Origin of the sequence: Streptomyces sp. NPDC093544, assembly GCF_040683495.1 — a bacterium.
Classification (GTDB): domain Bacteria; phylum Actinomycetota; class Actinomycetes; order Streptomycetales; family Streptomycetaceae; genus Streptomyces.
In genome coordinates this window covers 52,158-69,794 of record NZ_JBFBEA010000011.1, presented here as the reverse complement: position 1 = coordinate 69,794, position 17,637 = coordinate 52,158, and the positions used below count along the sequence as shown (strand labels likewise).

The 17,637-nt window shown below is 66.7% G+C and carries 15 protein-coding genes; 8 read left to right on the top strand and 7 right to left on the bottom strand.

The genetic code is table 11. From position 1 onward, the window contains the following. Window positions 1–13 precede the first annotated feature (13 nt). Window positions 14–514, bottom strand: a complete 501-nt coding sequence (locus tag AB0N66_RS18280) for a MauE/DoxX family redox-associated membrane protein (RefSeq protein WP_365435479.1) — start codon at window positions 512–514, stop codon at window positions 14–16. A gap of 837 nt (window positions 515–1,351) precedes the next feature. Here AB0N66_RS18280 and AB0N66_RS18275 point away from each other — a divergent pair. Both AB0N66_RS18275 and AB0N66_RS18270 read left to right on the top strand, forming a co-directional pair. After that, on the top strand, window positions 1,352–1,861 hold the full coding sequence (locus AB0N66_RS18275; RefSeq protein WP_365435476.1) for a DinB family protein: 510 nt from the start codon (window positions 1,352–1,354) through the stop codon (window positions 1,859–1,861). 16 nt (window positions 1,862–1,877) lie between these two features. Continuing rightward, a complete protein-coding gene (locus AB0N66_RS18270; protein WP_365435473.1) occupies window positions 1,878–2,270 on the top strand; it encodes a VOC family protein in 393 nt (130 codons plus the stop codon). A gap of 244 nt (window positions 2,271–2,514) precedes the next feature. On the opposite strand, the gene AB0N66_RS18265 is transcribed toward AB0N66_RS18270, so the two are convergent. The 5 genes from AB0N66_RS18265 to AB0N66_RS18245 all read right to left on the bottom strand — a co-directional run bounded on the left by AB0N66_RS18265 (window position 2,515) and on the right by AB0N66_RS18245 (window position 8,621). Beyond that, the gene (locus AB0N66_RS18265; protein ID WP_365435470.1) at window positions 2,515–3,561 is read right to left on the bottom strand and encodes a dipeptide ABC transporter ATP-binding protein; all 1,047 of its coding nucleotides are present in this window, start codon (window positions 3,559–3,561) and stop codon (window positions 2,515–2,517) included. A gap of 26 nt (window positions 3,562–3,587) precedes the next feature. Further along, a complete protein-coding gene (locus tag AB0N66_RS18260; RefSeq protein WP_365435467.1) occupies window positions 3,588–4,625 on the bottom strand; it encodes an ABC transporter ATP-binding protein in 1,038 nt (345 codons plus the stop codon). Between the two features lie 58 nt (window positions 4,626–4,683). Beyond that, window positions 4,684–5,664, bottom strand: a complete 981-nt coding sequence (locus AB0N66_RS18255; RefSeq protein WP_365435464.1) for an ABC transporter permease — start codon at window positions 5,662–5,664, stop codon at window positions 4,684–4,686. A 101-nt stretch (window positions 5,665–5,765) separates the two neighbouring features. Beyond that, window positions 5,766–7,520, bottom strand: a complete 1,755-nt coding sequence (locus tag AB0N66_RS18250; RefSeq protein WP_365435461.1) for an ABC transporter substrate-binding protein — start codon at window positions 7,518–7,520, stop codon at window positions 5,766–5,768. A gap of 72 nt (window positions 7,521–7,592) precedes the next feature. Further along, complete coding sequence (locus AB0N66_RS18245; RefSeq protein ID WP_365435458.1) at window positions 7,593–8,621, bottom strand: ABC transporter permease; 1,029 nt, start codon at window positions 8,619–8,621, stop codon at window positions 7,593–7,595. 525 nt (window positions 8,622–9,146) lie between these two features. On the opposite strand from AB0N66_RS18245, the gene AB0N66_RS18240 reads away from it, so the two are divergent. From AB0N66_RS18240 to AB0N66_RS18220, 5 genes are read left to right on the top strand one after another with little or no spacing between them, the layout of a single operon-like run. Then, window positions 9,147–10,781, top strand: coding sequence for an ABC transporter substrate-binding protein (locus tag AB0N66_RS18240; RefSeq protein WP_365435455.1), 1,635 nt, complete (start codon window positions 9,147–9,149; stop codon window positions 10,779–10,781). Between the two features lie 55 nt (window positions 10,782–10,836). Beyond that, complete coding sequence (locus tag AB0N66_RS18235) at window positions 10,837–11,760, top strand: ABC transporter permease (RefSeq protein WP_365435452.1); 924 nt, start codon at window positions 10,837–10,839, stop codon at window positions 11,758–11,760. Continuing rightward, entirely contained in the window at window positions 11,753–12,766 is a 1,014-nt protein-coding gene (locus tag AB0N66_RS18230) for an ABC transporter permease (protein WP_365435449.1), read from the top strand. The genes AB0N66_RS18235 and AB0N66_RS18230 overlap by 8 nt, the downstream gene beginning before the upstream one ends. Window positions 12,767–12,771: 5 nt before the next feature. Further along, the gene (locus AB0N66_RS18225) at window positions 12,772–13,767 is read left to right on the top strand and encodes an ABC transporter ATP-binding protein (RefSeq protein ID WP_365435446.1); all 996 of its coding nucleotides are present in this window, start codon (window positions 12,772–12,774) and stop codon (window positions 13,765–13,767) included. Further along, window positions 13,748–14,830, top strand: coding sequence for a dipeptide ABC transporter ATP-binding protein (locus AB0N66_RS18220; protein ID WP_365435443.1), 1,083 nt, complete (start codon window positions 13,748–13,750; stop codon window positions 14,828–14,830). Before AB0N66_RS18225 ends, AB0N66_RS18220 begins: the two co-directional genes overlap by 20 nt. A gap of 280 nt (window positions 14,831–15,110) precedes the next feature. Here the strand turns inward: AB0N66_RS18220 and AB0N66_RS18215 are convergent, their stop codons facing one another. Further along, window positions 15,111–17,231: a prolyl oligopeptidase family serine peptidase gene (locus AB0N66_RS18215; protein ID WP_365435440.1), complete on the bottom strand. Its 2,121-nt coding sequence runs from the start codon at window positions 17,229–17,231 to the stop codon at window positions 15,111–15,113. A 187-nt stretch (window positions 17,232–17,418) separates the two neighbouring features. Here AB0N66_RS18215 and AB0N66_RS18210 point away from each other — a divergent pair, with 187 nt between their 5' ends. Beyond that, entirely contained in the window at window positions 17,419–17,613 is a 195-nt protein-coding gene (locus AB0N66_RS18210; RefSeq protein ID WP_365435437.1) for a hypothetical protein, read from the top strand. Window positions 17,614–17,637 lie beyond the last annotated feature (24 nt).

Genomic DNA, 17,637 nt, shown 5'->3' with positions numbered 1-17,637 from the left:
TCCGTCCCATGCGTCACCTAAAGAAGTAGGTGAACTCGTCGAGGTGGAGCAGAAAAATTCCAGTGAGGATTGCCGGAGCTATTATGGTGATGTGCATACTGATTGACAGCTGTGCGTTTTGTGATGACGCCAGCCATCCAACAACCGCCGAAATGGCGAGTATGAGGTTTCGTGCCACGAGCGTCCACGAAGCCGATTTCTCCCGGCTTCCGGTGCATCCGCAGGAAGCCCCCGGATGTCGTACCAATATCCATACGAGATAGGCAGTGAAGGCGGACAAGAGTACCAGGGAGGATAGATATCCTAGCCAGGCTGGCCCAATGATCAGTACGGCCACGGTGAACAACTCGGATACCACAACGCCACTCGCCAAGATGCCTGCTATCTTGCCCGGGAGCGTCAATGTCTCCACAATGGTACCCTTAAATTCTAAGAATTTAGGCAACTTCAGGCTTGCGGAAACCAGGAAAATTACAGCTAGCAGCACCTGAGAAAACGCTACTGTGACCCCCATTGGTCCCCCTTGCTCGGCAGTTTTTCTCAGAGTGCGGCCTGGGGCCGCTCAGGATTTCTGAGCGGCCCCAGGATGCAAAGTTTCAGACCAGGCAGTAATAAACGCACTGAGGGGTGTAACAGCATGTAATGTAGTAAACCTGGCCGCCGGAGTTCCGGACGACTTTCTCGCAGGCCGGCGCGCAGGCTGCAGCCGCCGAGGTGTTTGGAAGGAGTCTTTCTGCGATCTTCATGCTTATATTGCGCACAATCCTTGACAAGTGAATCCCCTATGTCTGCGATTGGGCTATCCAGCGCACTTTTTGTGGGCTGGTCGATATCTTGGACCGGACCTGCCCGGGACGTCAAGGGTGGCTTAATCTCGATTCTTCAGCGGTCGTGAGTGCATGACCGGGCTGCCGGTTCGCCTTGTTTGTTCCGCGTGATCGTGGGCGGGGCCTTCGCGTGTCGCTGCGGCTGCGCCGGGGTTCCATGGCCCCCGAGGGTCGTGCAGGTCGCTCCTTTCCTTGTCTCGTCGCTCTTTTGGTCTGGTTGTCAGGTGCTAGCGGGCAAGGCGGCCAGCCGATGCCAGCAGGTGGTGAACGCCTTCGCCCAGGGCCAGGTCCGCTCGATGCTTAGGTCGCGGCGCCGGGCGTGGTCGGCGAGACGGGCGGGCAGGTGGTAGAGGCGGAAGCGCATGGTGTCCGGCTCGGCGTCGGCCAGGTCATCGATGTCGTGCAGGGCCAGCAGCTGCAGCCACGCGTCGAGATCGGCGGCCTGAGAGGGTCGGCAACCTTCAGCCGGGGGACGGCCCTAAAACGCTCGACATCGAACGCGCCGCCGGGGATGCTTCACCCCGATGACAACGACGCGAACAGACACGCCTCCCGCCTGGGACGAGCGCACGCAGCTGGCCACCTTCCTCGACTACGTCCGCGCCACGGCCCACGCCAAGTGCGAGGACGTCTCCCCGGAGGACGCTCGCAAGGCCCCGCTGCCGGGGTCCCCGTTGATGACCCTGTGCGGACTGATCAGCCACCTGCACTGGGTCGAGTACCACTGGTTCCAGGTGGTGTTCCTCGGCGAGGAGGACGAAGGCCCCTGGACGGACGAGGATCCGGACCGTGAGATGCGCATCGCGGTCGACGTACCGCTGGCGGACCTGCTGGCCCGGTACGAGGAACAGTGCGCGCGATACCGCCTGTTGGTGGCCGAGCACGACCTCGACACCACCGCCAAGCGCCCCATCCGCGACGGCCGCCATGTCAACCTCCGCTGGATCATCCTCCACCTGGTCGAGGAGACGGCCCGCCACAACGGCCACCTCGACATCCTGCGCGAACTGGCCGACGGCCGGACCGGCGACTAGACCAGGCGACCAGACCATGGGAGCGACAGGCTTGCTGAACCCCACCATCCGCACTCTCACCTTCGACTGCACCGGTGACCCGTACGATCTCGGCCTGTTCTGGGGCGAGTTGCTCGGCCGCCCGCTGGCCGACGACGACAAGCCCGGCGACCCGGAGGCGGTGATCCGGGACCCGTCCGGCGGCCCGACCCTCCTCTTCGTCCACGTCCCGGAGGACAAGGCGGCCAAGAACCGGGTCCACCTCGACCTGCAGCCACAGGGCCGCACGCGGGCCGAGGAGGTCGCGAGAGCACTCGGCCTCGGCGCCCGCCAGATCGCGGACCACACCCGCCCGGACGGCGGCGGGTGGGTGGTCCTGGCGGATCCCGAGGGGAACGAATTCTGTGTGGAGCGGGGCGAGTTGGGCTGATCCCGGCGCCGGCTGGGATGGGAGCGGTTGCCACGACGTAGGCCCGTGCGCCGCTCACGGATGCACGGTGCCACGACGAAGGCCCGTGCCCCCCCCGAACGGTGCACATTGCCAAGACGAAGGCCCGTGCTCCCCTCAGGGATGCACGGGCCTTCGTTCCCCGGGAACCGGACGTTCGTCTGCTCGGGTCAATGGGCCGGCGAACCTCGGTCCCGCGGGTCGCGGGCTGACGGAATGGGGTGTGTCAGGCCGCGACCTCGGGGTCCTTGGCGAGGCGCGGAGCCGGGACGGTCTCCTTCACCTCGGGGTAGTGGCACGCCGTCAGGTGGCCGCTACTGCTGCCGCTGATCCGGACCAGCGGCGGAGCCTCCGACGCGCACTTGTCCGTGGCCTTCCAGCAGCGGGTGCGGAAGCGGCAGCCGGACGGCGGGTTGAGCGGCGACGGCACGTCACCGGTGAGGAGGATGCGCTCGCGGGACGGAACGTCGTCGGCCGTGGCCTCGGGAACGGCGGACAGGAGCGCACGCGTGTAGGGGTGGCGCGGGTTGTCGTACAGGTCCTCGCGGTTGGCGATCTCGACGATCTTGCCGAGGTACATGACCGCGACGCGCTGCGAGAAGTGGCGGACGACGGCGAGGTCGTGGGCGATGAAGAGGAACGCGATCCCCAGGTCCTTCTGGAGATCCTGGAGGAGGTTCACGACCTGCGCCTGGATCGAGACGTCCAGCGCGGACACCGGCTCGTCCGCCACGATCAGCTTGGGCGACAGGGCCAACGCCCTTGCCACGCCGATACGTTGGCGCTGACCGCCGGAGAACTCGTGCGGGAAGCGGTTGTAGTGCTCGGGGTTGAGGCCGACGGTTTCGAGAAGCTCGCGTACGCGGTTCTCGCGGCCGCCCGCCGGGTTGATGTCGTTGATCTCCATCGGACCCGAGATGATCTTTCCGACCGTCTGCCGCGGGTTCAGCGAGGCGTACGGATCCTGGAAGATCATCTGGATCTCGGAGCGGACCGGGGCGAGCTGCCGGCGGTTCGCGTGCGTGATGTCCTGGCCGCGGTAGGTGATCTTGCCGCCGGTGGGCTCCAGGAGGCGGGTGATCAGCCGGCCGGTCGTCGACTTGCCGCAGCCGGACTCACCGACGAGGCCCAGGCTCTCGCCCTCGGCGATCTGGAAGTCGAGGCCGTCCACGGCCTGGACGGCGCCGATCTTCCGCTTGATGGGGAAGCCTCCCATCACCGGGAAGTGCTTGGTCAGACCGGTGACGTCCAGGAGGGGGTTCGTGTTGCTCATGATCGTGAAGTCCCGTCTCAGTTACGTCAGTGCGACCGGGTCGCGGCGTAGTCGGTGAAGAAGGCGAGGCGCTGGTCCGCCGTGAGGTGGCAGGCGGCGCCGCGCCCGTCAGTGATCTCCAGCGGCGGCTGCTCGGTGGAGCAGAGGCCGCCCGCGACCTTCTCCATGAAGGTGCACCGCGGGTGGAAGCGGCAGCCCGTCGGCGGGTTGAGGAGGGAGGGCGGGGAACCGGGGATCGGCGACAGCGGTACGTCGACCGGTCCGTCGAGGCTCGGCATCGAGCCCAGCAGACCCCAGGTGTACGGGTGCTGCGGCTGCTGTAGCACCTCCCTCTTGGTGCCGCGCTCCACGCACCGGCCGCCGTACATCACCAGCACGTCGTCCGCGATGTCGGCGATGACACCGAGGTCGTGGGTGATGAAGATGATCGCTGTGCCGAACTCCTGCTGGAGGTCCTTGAGGAGGTCCATGATCTGGGCCTGGACCGTCACGTCGAGCGCCGTCGTCGGCTCGTCGGCGATCAGCAGCTCCGGGTCGCAGACCAGCGCCATCGCGATCATCGCGCGCTGGCGCATACCGCCCGAGAACTGGTGCGGGTAGTCGTCGACCCGCATGTCCGGCTGCGGGATGCCGACCCGCTTGAGCATCTCGATCGACCGGGCGCGGGCCTCCTTCCTGGAGGCTCCGGTGTGCTTGCGGTACGTCTCGCCGATCTGCTTGCCGATCGTGTGGTACGGCGAGAGCGAGGCCAGCGCGTCCTGGAAGATCATGGACATCTTGTTGCCGCGCAGCCGCTCCATCTCCCGCTCGGAGGCGGTCAGCAGCTCCTTGTCGTCGAGCAGGATCTCGCCCTCGATGGCGGTGCGGTCGCGGTCGTGGAGGCCCAGGATCGTCAGGTTCGTGACGGACTTGCCCGAGCCCGACTCGCCCACGATGCCGAGGGTCTTGCCCTTGGCCAGGTCGAAGGAGAGACCGTCGACGGCCTTGACGGTGCCGTCTTCGGTGGAGAAGTGGACCTTCAGATCCCTGACGGACAGGAAGGGCTGCTGATCGGTGCTCGTCACGGGGACGCTCCTGAGGGGGGTGATGCCGGGGTAGCTGTCGGGGGCGGGGTGCCCGGGGTCAGGCGAGCCGGATCCGCGGGTCGATGAGGGCGTAGACGGCGTCGACGATGATGTTGAAGAACACGATCGCGCCGGCCGACAGGACGGTGACGCCGAGCAGCATGGGCAGGTCGCTCTTGTTCACGGAGTCCACCGCGAGGCGGCCGATGCCCTGCATGCTGAAGACCGACTCCGTGATGATCGCGCCGCCGATCAGGGTGCCGAGGTCGATGCCGAAGACCGTGACGATGGGACCCATCGCACCGCGCCAGGCGAACCGGAAGAAGACGTTCGCACGGGACAGGCCCTTGGCGCGGGCGGTGCGGACGTAGTCCTCGCTGAGCTGCTCGACGAGCTGGGAGCGGGTCATACGGGTGTAGTTGGCGGTGAAGATGATCGCCAGGGTCAGCCAGGGCAGCAGGAGCCCGGAGAACCAGGCGACCGGGTCCTCGGTGATGGGCGTGTACGAGGGCTGCGAGAACAGGCCCAGCTTCGAGACCAGGAAGAACATCGCGATGTAGCCGACGAAGTAGATCTGCAGCGAGGAGCCGAACAGCGAGGCCGAGCTGGCGAACTTGTCCAGGAACTTGCCCTGCTTGAGAGCGGCCAGCATGCCCGCACCGACGCCGAAGACCAGGAAGACGACGGCCGCGCCGAAGGCGAGCGAGAGGGTCGTCGGCAGCCGGTCGAGGATCGTGCCGAGGACGGGCTCGCGGTTGGCGAAGGAGTAGCCGAGGCAGGGGGCGTTGCAGTTCCCGAAGCCGGCGTAGTCACGTCCGACGAAGACGCCCTTGAGCCAATCCCAGTACTGCACCGGGATCGGGTGGTCGATGCCCAGGTTGTGCCGGATCTGCGCGAGCATGTCGGGCGTGCAGTTCTTGCCGCAGGACATCATCGCCGGGTCACGCGGGATGGCGTAGAAGAGGCCGAAGGTGATGGCACTGATGATCAGCAGGATGACCAGTGCGCCGAAGACTCGGCGGACGAGGAAGCGGGGCATGGGGGCGTGACTTTCCGGACGGGGCGCCGTCGCCGGGGGCGTGGAGGGGAGAGGGCCGGAGGGGGCGGCCGGGCGAACGGCCGCCCCCCAGGTCGTACGGCTTACTTCTTGACGTAGAGCTTGGTGAGCGCGACGCAGGTGTTGCCGCTGTCGTACACGACGTTGCCGACCTTGGAGCCGTGCATCCAGTTGCGGATGGAGTGGTAGTCCGGGACCACCGCGGCCAGCTCCATGATCTGGCGGTCGATGTTGCCCCAGGCCTTGTTCGCCGCCGCGGTGTCCGTGATCGTGGAGGCCGCGTTGATCGCCTTGTTGACGCTCGCGTCGTTCAGCTGGGCGTAGTTGCTGCGGCCGTCGCCGATGTTCTCGCCGCTCCAGCAGGGGTAGAAGACCGAGTAACCGTTCGGCCAGTCCGGGCTCCAGCCGGCGGCGAACAGGTCGTAGTCGTTGTCGATCTTGCCGATCTGGGTGTAGAAGGTCGACTTGTCGACCTGCTTGTTGACGACCGTGAAGCCGGCTTCCTCCAGAGCGTTCTTGATCGCCACGGCCGACTTCACCGCGGTGTCCGAGGACTGGTAGGCGATGACCAGCTTCTGGCCCTCCTTGCCGGCCTCCTTCAGCAGCGCCTTTGCCTTGGCCGGGTCGCCGCCGGGCTTCGTGGTCACGCCGTACAGGTCGAACTTCGTGTAACCCGGGGTGACCGGCGAGAGGATCGTGGTGGCCAGCTCGCTGGTGGAGGCGCCGCCGCGGATCGTCTGCAACTGCTGGTGCGGCCAGGCCCAGTTGATGGCCTGACGGACCTTGATGTCCTTGATGCGGGTCGTGTTGATCGGCCAGTAGTAGGTGACCGTGTCGACCTCGGTGAGCACGCGCTTCTTGAGCGTGGCGTTGGTGAGGACCTGGGCGATCCGCTCCGGGGCGACCTCGTTGAAGATCGACATCGCGTACTGGTCGTTGCCGGAGTCCGCTATGTAGCGGTCGGTGGAGGCCAGCAGCTCGAAGCCGAACTGGAAGAGGTACTTGTCCGGGTAGTTGTTGCGGATCGCGTCGGTCGCCGGGTCCCAGTGCTCGTTGCGCACGTAGGTCAGCGACTTGCCGACGCTGCGGCTGCCGATCTTGTACGGGCCCGAGGAGAACGGACGCTTGTCGTAGTTCTCCTTGGTGTCGTTCTTCTTGTTCACCAGTCCGTAGCCCGGCATGGCGAGCGTGAAGTTGAAGTCGGCGCGCGCCTCGGTCAGGCGGAAGGTGACGGTCTTGCCGTCGGTCTCCACGGAGTCGAGGGACTTGCCGTCGTAGGGCCCGGTGTACTTGTCGCCGCCGACCAGCCACTGCTGGACGTAGCGGGGGCCCTCGGTGACGAAGGTGGCGAAGAGGCGCTCGAAGGTGTGGCGGACGTCGTCCAGGGAGATGTCCGAGCCGTCCTCCCACTTGACGCCGTCCTTCAGCGTGAAGGACCAGGTCTTGCCGCCGTCCTTCATGGTGCCGGCGTCGGTGGCGAGGTCGCCGACCAGGGTCGCGCCGCCCTTGTCGTCGATCTTGTAGCCGGTGAGTCCGCGGAGGATCGGCCGCGTGATGGCGCCCTCGGTGGAGACGTAGATCTGCGCCGGGTCCAGGTGGTCCATGTCGAATTGGTCGAGCGAGTAGATCGTCCCGCCCTTGACCGCTCCCGTGACCTCCGGCGCCGGGCCGGTCGAGTCGGCCTTGGTGCCGACCGGGATCTCCTGGGTCTTCGAGCCGCTGACCGAGGGGACCTTGCTGGTCGACTTGTTGTCGCTGCCGCCGCACGCGGTCAGCACCGACGCCGAGGCCGCGACCACGCCGGTGGCGATCAGGAAGTTTCTACGGGAGAAAGACATGGGTGAACCTGCCTTATAAGGACAATCGGGACGGATGAGCCGGCCGCCTGAAACGACCGGGTGGAACGGTGGTTACCGCTTGGACTTCGGATCGAGCGCGTCGCGCATCGAGTCGCCGAGCAGGTTGAAGGCGAGGACGAAGATCACCATCGACAGGCCCGGGAAGAGCATGAAGGTGAGGTCCTCGGTGTAGAACTGGGCGCCGCGCTGGATCATGACGCCCCAGTCCGGGGTCGGGTCGATGATGCCGACGCCGAGGAAGGACAGCCCGGCCTCAGCGGTCACGTAGGCGGGGAGCATCAACGTGGACTGGATGATGATCGGCGTCCACAGGTTGGGCAGCAGCTCCTTGAACACGATGCGCCGTGGCGACGCGCCGGTGACCTTGGCCGCCTCGATGTACTCCCGCTCGCGCAGACCCAGGACCTGGCCGCGCAGCAGTCGGGCGATGGAGGCCCAGCCGAACGAGGAGAGGACCAGGATCAGGGCGGCGGCCCGCAAAGAGGTGGGGATGTTGTCGTCGGGGGCGACGAACAGTCCGTACACGACCGGCATGAAGGCGATGAAGAACAGGGTGGACGGGAACGACAGCACGATGTCGATGATCCGGCCGACGAGATAGTCGGTCTTGCCGCCCAGATAGCCCGCGGTGGTGCCGACGATCACGCCGACGACGGTGGTCAGCAGGGTGGCGGCCACGGCGATGCCCAGCGATGTCCGGATGCCGTACAGCAGGTAGGTGAAGACGTCCCGGCCCAGCTGCGGCTCGATGCCGAACCAGAACTCCGAGCTCATCCCGCCGTTCGCTCCGGCCGGGTAGGCGAAGGCGTCCAGGAGCTCCGGGCGCTGGCTGGCGTACGTCGTGTACGGGTTCTTGCCGTACAGCTTCGCTATCAGCGGGGCGCAGATCGCGATCACGAAGAAGAAGATCACGATGTAGGCCGATATGACGCCTGTGTGGTCGCGTTTGAACCGCTTCCAGGCGAGTCGTCCCGGGGAGCGACTCTCGGAGCCCTTGGGGGTGGGAGAGGGCGTCGTCTTTCCGACGCTCTCGTCGGTCACCTCAAGCGGGGCGGCCGCGGAAGGAGTGGGGAGGGTCATGGTGCTCCGTGCCCGAAGGGGTCAAGGGCTCCGCAGGGCGCTCCCTACGGGCTACGCCGGACTTTTTCAACGCAATTCATGCAAGGTCAATAAAATCTGGCCCCCCTTGGGTTTGTCTTTACTATCTTTACCTCTACTTGACTTAAGCATAACTACGCGTGTAGCGCGCCGTAGCCGATCCGTGTCCAGAAACGGACCAACTACCCTATTCGGGCAAGGCGTTCGATATGCGGACGTCGAAGTCTCGGAATGCGTACATCCGATGGACCCGATCCAACGGTTCCGCATCGAACCGTGAAGATCCATTGCGTCGATCGTCCGGAGCCTCCGTGTCCGGCGTGCCGACAACTGGACTATCAGATTCCGGGGTGCGTGCATATGGCTGGCGCTTCCACTCGAAAGAGTGGGCTGAATGTGCGATAGGCCGCTTATGGACTGATATTGAGCGCTAAAGGCACAGCGCACCGGAGTCGACAGCAAACGCCCCGGCGCCGGCGGCACAGCGCACTCTTGAGGAGGCACTCCATGCGTGGAGCCACGCACGCCAAATGGGCCGCATGTGCGGCGGCGGTAGCCCTCGCGGCGACCGCCTGCGGGGGCGGAGGGAGTGACAGCGGCGGCGGCGACGGCACTGGGGTCCTGAGTTCCTCGTGGGGAGACCCGCAGAACCCGCTGGAACCGGCCAACACCAACGAGGTGCAGGGCGGCAAGGTCCTCGACATGGTCTTCCGCGGGCTCAAGCGGTACAACGCCAAGACCGGCGCCGCCGAGGACATGCTCGCCGACAAGATCGACACCTCGGACTCGCAGAACTTCACGGTCACGATCAAGGACGGCTGGAAGTTCAGCAACGGCGAGGCCGTCACCGCGCAGTCCTTCGTCGACGCGTGGAACTACGGCGCCAGCCTCAAGAACAACCAGAAGAACGCGTACTTCTTCGGGTACATCGACGGGTACGACAAGACCCACCCGGAGGACAGCAGCAAGCAGAGCGCCGACACCCTGTCCGGGCTGAAGGTCACCGGCACCAACACCTTCACCGTCAAGCTCAACCAGAAGTTCTCGACGTTCCCCGACACCCTCGGCTACGCCGCTTTCTCGCCACTGCCCAAGGCGTTCTTCGACGACCACGCGAACTGGCTGAAGAAGCCCATCGGCAACGGGCCGTACACCATCGACTCGTACACCAAGGGCTCGCAGATGTCCCTGCGGAAGTGGGACGGCTACTCGGGCACGGACAAGGCGGAGAACGGCGGCGTGGACCTCAAGGTCTACACCGACAACAACACCGCCTACACCGACCTCATGGCCGGCAACCTCGACCTCGTCGATGACGTGCCCGCCTCCCAGCTCAAGAACGTGAAGAGCGACCTCGGTGACCGGTACATCAATACTCCGGCCGGCATCATCCAGACGCTCGCTTTCCCGTTCTATGACAAGAATTGGGGCAAAGCAGGGGTGGAGAAGGTCCGCCAGGGACTGTCCATGGCGATCAACCGTCAGCAGATCACCGACACGATCTTCCAGAAGACCCGCACTCCGGCCTCCGACTGGACCTCACCGGTGCTCGGCGCGGACGGCGGCTTCAAGGAGGGGCTGTGCGGTGACGCCTGCGACTACAACCCGAGCGAGGCCAAGAAGCTGATCGAGGAGGGCGGCGGCCTTCCCGGCGGCCAGATCAAGATCTCGTACAACGCGGACACCGGCTCGCACAAGGAGTGGGTCGACGCCGTCTGCAACTCCGTCAACAACGCGATGGGCAACGACAAGGCCTGCGTCGGCAACCCCGTCGGCACCTTCGCCGACTTCCGCAGCCAGATCACGTCGGACAAGATGTCGGGCCCCTTCCGGGCCGGCTGGCAGATGGACTACCCGCTGATCCAGAACTTCCTCCAGCCGCTGTACTACACCAACGCCTCCTCCAACGACGGCAAGTGGACCAACCCGGACTTCGACAAACTCGTCGACCAGGCGAACGCCGAGACCGACCGGGCCAAGGCCGTGAAGCTCTTCCAGCAGGCGGAGGGGGTCCTGCGGGACGACATGGGGGCCATCCCGCTCTGGTACCAGAACGGCAGCGCCGGCTACTCGGAGAACGTCTCCAACGTGGCGCTCAACCAGTTCAGCGTTCCGGTCTACAGCGAGATCAAGGTCAACTGAGCCGCGCCGGGCGGCCCCCTCGACGGGGCCGCCCTCCCCTACCCCCGGAGTCCTCATGGGACGGTACGTAATCCGGCGCCTGCTGCAGATGATCCCGGTCTTCATCGGCGCCACCCTGCTGATCTTCCTGATGGTCAACGTGATGGGCGACCCCATCGCCGGCCTCTGCGGAGACCGGGCCTGCGACCCCGCCACCGCCGCCCAGCTGAAGAAGGAGTTCGGCCTCGACAAGCCCGTGTGGCAGCAATACCTGACCTACATGGGCAACGTCTTCACCGGCGACTTCGGCACCGCCTTCAACGGGCAGCCGGTCACCGAACTGATGTCGACCGCCTTCCCCGTCACCATCCGGCTCACCATCGTCGCGATCGTCATCGAGATCGTCATCGGCATCGCGCTGGGCGTCATCACCGGCCTGCGCCGCGGGCGGCCCGTCGACACCGGCGTGCTGCTGATCACCCTCGTCGTCATCTCGGTGCCCACCTTCGTCACCGGCCTGCTGCTCCAACTGCTGCTCGGCGTCGAGTGGGGCTGGATCAAACCGTCGGTCTCCGCGGACGCCGAATTCGGCGAACTGATCGTCCCCGGCCTGGTCCTGGCCTCCGTCTCCCTCGCGTACGTGACCCGGCTGACCCGGACCTCCATCGCGGAGAACAAACGGGCCGACTACGTCCGTACGGCGATCGCCAAGGGCCTGCCCCGGCGCCGGGTGATCACCAAGCACCTGCTGCGGAACTCACTCATCCCCGTGGTCACCTTCATCGGCACGGACATCGGCGCGCTCATGGGCGGCGCGATCGTGACCGAGCGGATCTTCAACATCCACGGCGTCGGCTTCCAGCTCTACCAGGGGATTCTCCGGCAGAACACCCAGACCGTCGTCGGCTTCGTGACCGTCCTGGTCCTGGTGTTCCTGGTCGCCAACCTGCTCGTGGACCTGCTGTACGCCGTACTCGACCCGAGGATCCGCTATGCCTGAACCTCAGCCGCCAAAGCCGTGGATGTCGGGCGGTGGCCGCGCCCCGGAGGACGGCGCGATCGCCGCGACGGGCATGGGCGGCGCGATGGACCTCGCCATGAGCGAGGGAGAGACCCTCGACAAGACCCCGGGCGGCCCGGACGGCACCGGACCGCAGGAGAAACCCCGGAGCCTGTGGTCCGACGCCTGGCGCGACCTGCGGCGCAACCCCGTCTTCATCATCTCCGGGCTCGTCATCCTCTTCCTGGTGGTCATCTCGCTCTGGCCCTCGCTGATCGCCTCCGGGAACCCGCTCAACTGCGACCTCGCCAAGGCCCAGGAGGGCTCGCAGCCCGGACACCCCTTCGGCTTCGACGGACAGGGCTGCGACGTCTACACGCGGACGGTGTACGGCACGCGTGTCTCGATCGCCGTCGGTGTCTGCGCCACGCTCGGGGTCGCGATCCTCGGGTCGGTGCTCGGCGGGCTCGCCGGCTTCTTCGGCGGGGTGTGGGACGCGGTCCTGTCCAGGATCACGGACATCTTCTTCGCGATCCCCGTGGTGCTCGGCGGCCTGGTCCTCCTCTCCGTGGTGACGAGCAACACGATCTGGCCCGTCATCGGGTTCATGGTGCTGCTCGGCTGGCCCCAGCTGTCCCGCATCGCGCGCGGCGCGGTCATCACCACCAAGCAGAACGACTACGTCCAGGCCGCCCGCGCCCTCGGTGCCTCCAACTCACGGCTCCTGCTGCGGCACATCACGCCGAACGCCGTCGCGCCGGTGATCGTCGTGGCGACCATCGCGCTCGGCACGTACATCTCGCTGGAGGCGACACTCTCCTACCTCGGTGTCGGCCTGAAGCCCCCGACGGTCTCCTGGGGCATCGACATCTCCGCGGCGTCCGCGTACATCCGCAACGCCCCGCACATGCTCCTGTGGCCCGCAGGAGCCCTCGCGATCACCGTCCTGGCGTTCATCATGCTCGGCGACGCGGTGCGCGACGCCCTCGACCCGAAGCTGAGGTGACGGCCGTGCTGCTCGAAGTGCGCGATCTGCACGTGGAGTTCAGAACCAGGGACGGAGTCGCCAAGGCCGTCAACGGGGTCAGCTACAGCGTGGACGAGGGCGAGACCCTCGCCGTGCTCGGCGAGTCCGGCTCCGGCAAGTCGGTGACCGCGCAGGCCATCATGGGCATCCTCGACATGCCGCCGGGAAAGATCACCGGCGGTGAAGTTCTGTTCCAGGGCCGGGACTTGCTGAAGCTCAAGGAGGAGGAGCGGCGCAAGGTCCGCGGCGCCGAGATGGCGATGATCTTCCAGGACGCGCTGTCGTCCCTCAACCCGGTGCTCTCCGTGGGTGACCAGCTCGGCGAGATGTTCACCGTGCACCGCGGGATGTCCAGGAAGGACGCCCGGGCCAAGGCCATCGAGCTGATGGAGCGGGTGCGGATTCCGGCCGCCGCCGAGCGGGTGCGCGACTATCCCCACCAGTTCTCCGGCGGCATGCGTCAGCGCATCATGATCGCCATGGCGCTGGCCCTGGAACCCGCCCTGATCATCGCCGACGAACCGACCACCGCACTCGACGTCACCGTCCAGGCCCAAGTCATGGACCTGCTCGCCGAGTTGCAGCGCGAACTGCACATGGGGCTCATCCTCATCACCCACGACCTCGGCGTGGTCGCGGACGTCGCCGACCGGATCGCCGTGATGTACGCGGGCCGGATCGTCGAGTCGTCGCCGGTGCACGACATCTACAAGGCCCCCGCGCACCCGTACACCAAGGGCCTGTTGCGTTCGATCCCGCGCCTGGACCAGAAGGGCCAGGAGCTCTACGCCATCAAGGGCCTGCCACCGAACCTGATGCACATCCCGCCGGGCTGCGCCTTCAACCCCCGCTGTCCGATGGCCCAGGACATCTGCCGGACCGACGTGCCCCCGCTCGCGGAGGTAGACAGTCCTGACGGCGCACGCAGGAGCGCCTGCTTCTTCTGGAGGGAGTGCCTCGATGACACAAGCAGCCACTGAGGCGGCACCAGCAGCCACTGAGGCGCTTCTGGAGGTCAGCGGGCTGGTCAAGCACTACCCGCTGACCCAGGGCATCGTCTTCAGGAAACAGGTGGGGTCCGTCAAGGCCGTCGACGGCGTCGACTTCCATCTCGACCGGGGCGAGACCCTCGGCATCGTCGGCGAGTCCGGCTGCGGAAAGTCCACGGTCGCCAAGATGCTGGTCAACCTGGAGAAGCCGACCGCCGGGGTGATCAAGTACAAGGGCGAGGACATCACCACGATGTCCGGCAAGGCGCTGAAAGCCGTACGCCGCAACATCCAGATGGTGTTCCAGGACCCGTACACCTCGCTCAACCCGCGCATGACCGTCGGCGACATCATCGGGGAGCCGTACGAGATCCATCCCGAGGTCGCGCCGAAGGGCGACCGGCGGCAGAAGGTCCAGGACCTGCTCGACGTGGTCGGACTGAACCCCGAGTACATCAACCGCTATCCGCACCAGTTCTCCGGCGGGCAGCGCCAACGCATCGGTATCGCAAGGGGGTTGGCGCTGCGTCCCGAGATCATCGTCGCGGACGAACCGGTGTCCGCGCTCGACGTCTCGGTCCAGGCGCAGGTGATCAACCTGCTCGACAGACTCCAGGACGAGTTCAATCTGTCGTACGTCTTCATCGCGCACGACCTCTCCATCGTGCGGCACATCTCCGACCGGGTCGGCGTGATGTACCTCGGGCGGATCGTGGAGACCGGCAGGGACGCCGAGATCTACGACCACCCGACGCATCCCTACACACAGGCCCTGCTCTCCGCCGTGCCCGTCCCCGACCCCGAGGCCCGGGAGCACCGCGAGCGGATCATTCTCGTCGGGGATGTGCCGTCCCCGGCGAACATCCCCTCCGGATGCCGCTTCCGCACCCGCTGCTGGAAGGCGCAGGAGCGCTGCGCGTTGGAGGTGCCGCTGCTCGCGGTGCCCGCGGAGTTCCGGCTCACCGAGGGTCCGGCCGCGCACGACTCGGCCTGTCACTTCGCGGAGGAGAAGCAGGTGGTGCCGCCGGACGACCCCACAGAGGGGGCGGCATAGCCGCACAAATGTGCACCAATCGCGTTTACACGCAGGCAACTTCACGGAAGCGGACCCGATATACGGACGCGTCAGTCTGAACAACGTACGGCCGTGCGGGTGCCGTAAACGGGCCGGGACGCGCCATGTCGTCCCGGCCCGTTGCCGCGCTTTGCGCCTGAACCGGCGCCGCTCTCGCGGACCCCTTTTTGCGCCTAAGCCGGCGCCGCTCTCGCGGACCGGGTGCTCGCCGTCGTGGTTTCTCAATTGATGGTTGCGGTGGTCTGTGGGAGTTTTCCGGTCAGGCCAGCTTGAGGGCGCGCCGTAGGAAGTCCACTTGGAGCAGCAAGAGGTTCTCCGCGACCTGTTCCTGCGGGGTCATGTGCGTGACGCCCGACAGGGGGAGCACCTCGTGCGGGCGGCCGGCGGACAGCAGGGCCGAGGACAGGCGGAGGGTGTTGGCCACGACCACGTTGTCGTCGGCGAGGCCGTGCACGATCATCATGGGGCGGGCGGGTTCCGCGGCTGCCACCAGACCGTTGTCGTCGATCAGCGAGTTCGCGGCGTACACCTCGGGCCGGGTGTTCGGGTCGCCCAGGTAGCGCTCCGTGTAGTGCGTGTCGTACAGCCGCTGGTCGGTGACCGGCGCCCCGACGATGCCCGCGTGGAACACGTCCGGGCGGCGCAGCACCGCGAGCCCCGCCAGAAACCCGCCGAACGACCAGCCCCTGATGGCGACCCGGGTCAGATCCAGCGGGAAGGTCTCGGCGAGAGCCTGGAGCGCGTCGATCTGGTCCTGGAGCACGATCGCGGCCACGTCGTCCTTGATCGCCTTCTCCCAGGCGGGGGAGCGGCCGGGGGTGCCCCGCCCGTCCGCGACGACCACCGCGAAACCCTGGTCCGCGAACCACTGCGAGGTGAGGTGCGCGTTGTGCGCGGCCACTACCCGGTTGGCGTGCGGACCGCCGTAGGGGTCCATGAGGACGGGCAGGGGAGTGTCACCGCGGTAGTCCGTAGGCATAAGCACGGCGCATGGGATTTTCCGTGCGCCCCCCTGTGTGAGGGTCACGCGCGGGGACAAACCTGGATGTTCGGCGTACGAGGGGATCGTCGCCACCTGCTTTCCCTCGCGGAGCACCTGGACCTTGGCCCCGGGCTGGTCCAGTACCGCCGAGACGAGCACGGTCACGCCCCCGGCGCGCACCGCCGAGTGCATGCCGGGCTCCTGCGAGAGGCGCTCCAGGCCGAGCTCGTTGACCCGGTAGACGTGCACCTCGCCGGTCTCGGGCGCGGCCGCCGCCTCGCCCGCCGACGCCGAGATCAGCACCTCGTCATCCGTCACGTCGAGCACCGCGCGCACGTGCAACTGCGGGCCTGTGAGCGGGCGTTCACCGAACGCGAGCACTCGCGCGCCGCCCTCGTCGGCGATCCGTACGAGCTGTCCGGCAGGGCTCCAGCACGGCACGCCGGGGAAAAGATCAAGCCATTGTGGATCTTCGTCCGCGTGCACCATCCGAGTCGCCCCGGTGTCCGGATTCACCGCCAGGTACAGCTGACTCCGCTGGTCCCGCGCCTGCACGAGAACCAGCGGCGCACCAGCCTCTGACCAGTGCACATGCGCCAGATACGGGTACCGCGCCCGGTCCCACACGACCTCCGTGCGCACCCCGTCGAGATCGATGACGAAGAGGCGTACGTCCGCGTTGGCGCTTCCGGCCACCGGATACGCGACCTGCTGCGGATCGCGGTCGGGTTGTGCGGGGTCGGCGATCCACCAGCGCTGTACGGGCGCGTCGTCGGCCCGCGCGACCAGCAGCCGGTCGCCCTCCGGCGACCACCAGAAGCCGCGTGAACGCTGCATCTCCTCCGCCGCGATGAACTCCGCCAATCCATAGGAAACCGTCTCCGCCTCCGGCTCGGCGAGCGCCCGGTCGCCCTCGCCCTCGGCGCCGACGACCCGCAGGGCGCGCCCGGATACGTATGCGACGAGCCGTCCGTCGGGCGAGGGGCGTGGGTCGATCACCGGTCCGGGGACGCGGAGTTCGCGAGCTGTGCCGGCCCGCAGCTCGGCCGTGAAAAGCCGCCCTGACAAGGCGAAAGAGGCCAACTCCACCGCCGTATCGGTGGCGTAGCCGACGATCCCGGCACCGCCCTCGCGACTGCGCTCGCGGCGCGCCCGTTCCGCTGCCGACAGGTGCTCCTTGGCGCCCCCGAGCAGGGCCTGTGGATCGGCCGCGACGCGCTCCGCGCCGTCCGCCACATCGAGCACCCACAGCAGATTCGCCCGGTCCGTACCGGAGCGGGAGCGCAGGAACACGACGCGGGAACCGTCGGGGGCCACGGCGAAGGCGCGCGGCGCGCCGAGCGTGAACCGCTGGGTACGGGCGTGCTGTCGGGGGAAGGAAAGGGGCTCGGTCGTCATGCCTCGACCATATTGGCCATGCGCCCCCTTGTGCGGCCGTGCGCCGATCGATGCGCGCGTACGGATAGTTATGATCACTAGCGCTGTGTGGGTATGAACCCGCTGGCTGCTGTATGGATTTACCGACCCCTCATGTCCGACCCCCACACCGGACCCGTGTCCCTGGGATCTTTGGAGGTGAACCGCCGTGGCACTCTCGATTTCGGCGGTGGTGCTGCTGGCGATCATCGTCTTCATCCTGGTGAAGAAGTCAGGACTGAAGGCGCCGCACGCCATCGTGTGTGTCCTGCTCGGGTTCTATCTCGCCTCCTCGACGGTCGCTCCCACGATCAACGAGGTGACCACGAACATCGCGGGCATGATCGGCAGCATCAACTTCTGACCGGCGCGGCGACGAGGGCCTCTC

Excerpts from the sequence above, each read along its gene's own strand:
- AB0N66_RS18280 (WP_365435479.1), bottom strand. The coding sequence starts at position 514 with ATGGGGGTCACAGTAGCGTTTTCTCAGGTGCTGCTAGCTGTAATTTTC.
- AB0N66_RS18275 (WP_365435476.1), top strand. The coding sequence starts at position 1,352 with ATGACAACGACGCGAACAGACACGCCTCCCGCCTGGGACGAGCGCACG.
- AB0N66_RS18270 (WP_365435473.1), top strand. The coding sequence starts at position 1,878 with ATGGGAGCGACAGGCTTGCTGAACCCCACCATCCGCACTCTCACCTTC.
- AB0N66_RS18265 (WP_365435470.1), bottom strand. The coding sequence starts at position 3,561 with ATGAGCAACACGAACCCCCTCCTGGACGTCACCGGTCTGACCAAGCAC.
- AB0N66_RS18255 (WP_365435464.1), bottom strand. The coding sequence starts at position 5,664 with ATGCCCCGCTTCCTCGTCCGCCGAGTCTTCGGCGCACTGGTCATCCTG.
- AB0N66_RS18250 (WP_365435461.1), bottom strand. The coding sequence starts at position 7,520 with ATGTCTTTCTCCCGTAGAAACTTCCTGATCGCCACCGGCGTGGTCGCG.
- AB0N66_RS18245 (WP_365435458.1), bottom strand. The coding sequence starts at position 8,621 with ATGACCCTCCCCACTCCTTCCGCGGCCGCCCCGCTTGAGGTGACCGAC.
- AB0N66_RS18240 (WP_365435455.1), top strand. The coding sequence starts at position 9,147 with ATGCGTGGAGCCACGCACGCCAAATGGGCCGCATGTGCGGCGGCGGTA.
- AB0N66_RS18235 (WP_365435452.1), top strand. The coding sequence starts at position 10,837 with ATGGGACGGTACGTAATCCGGCGCCTGCTGCAGATGATCCCGGTCTTC.
- AB0N66_RS18230 (WP_365435449.1), top strand. The coding sequence starts at position 11,753 with ATGCCTGAACCTCAGCCGCCAAAGCCGTGGATGTCGGGCGGTGGCCGC.
- AB0N66_RS18220 (WP_365435443.1), top strand. The coding sequence starts at position 13,748 with ATGACACAAGCAGCCACTGAGGCGGCACCAGCAGCCACTGAGGCGCTT.
- AB0N66_RS18215 (WP_365435440.1), bottom strand. The coding sequence starts at position 17,231 with ATGACGACCGAGCCCCTTTCCTTCCCCCGACAGCACGCCCGTACCCAG.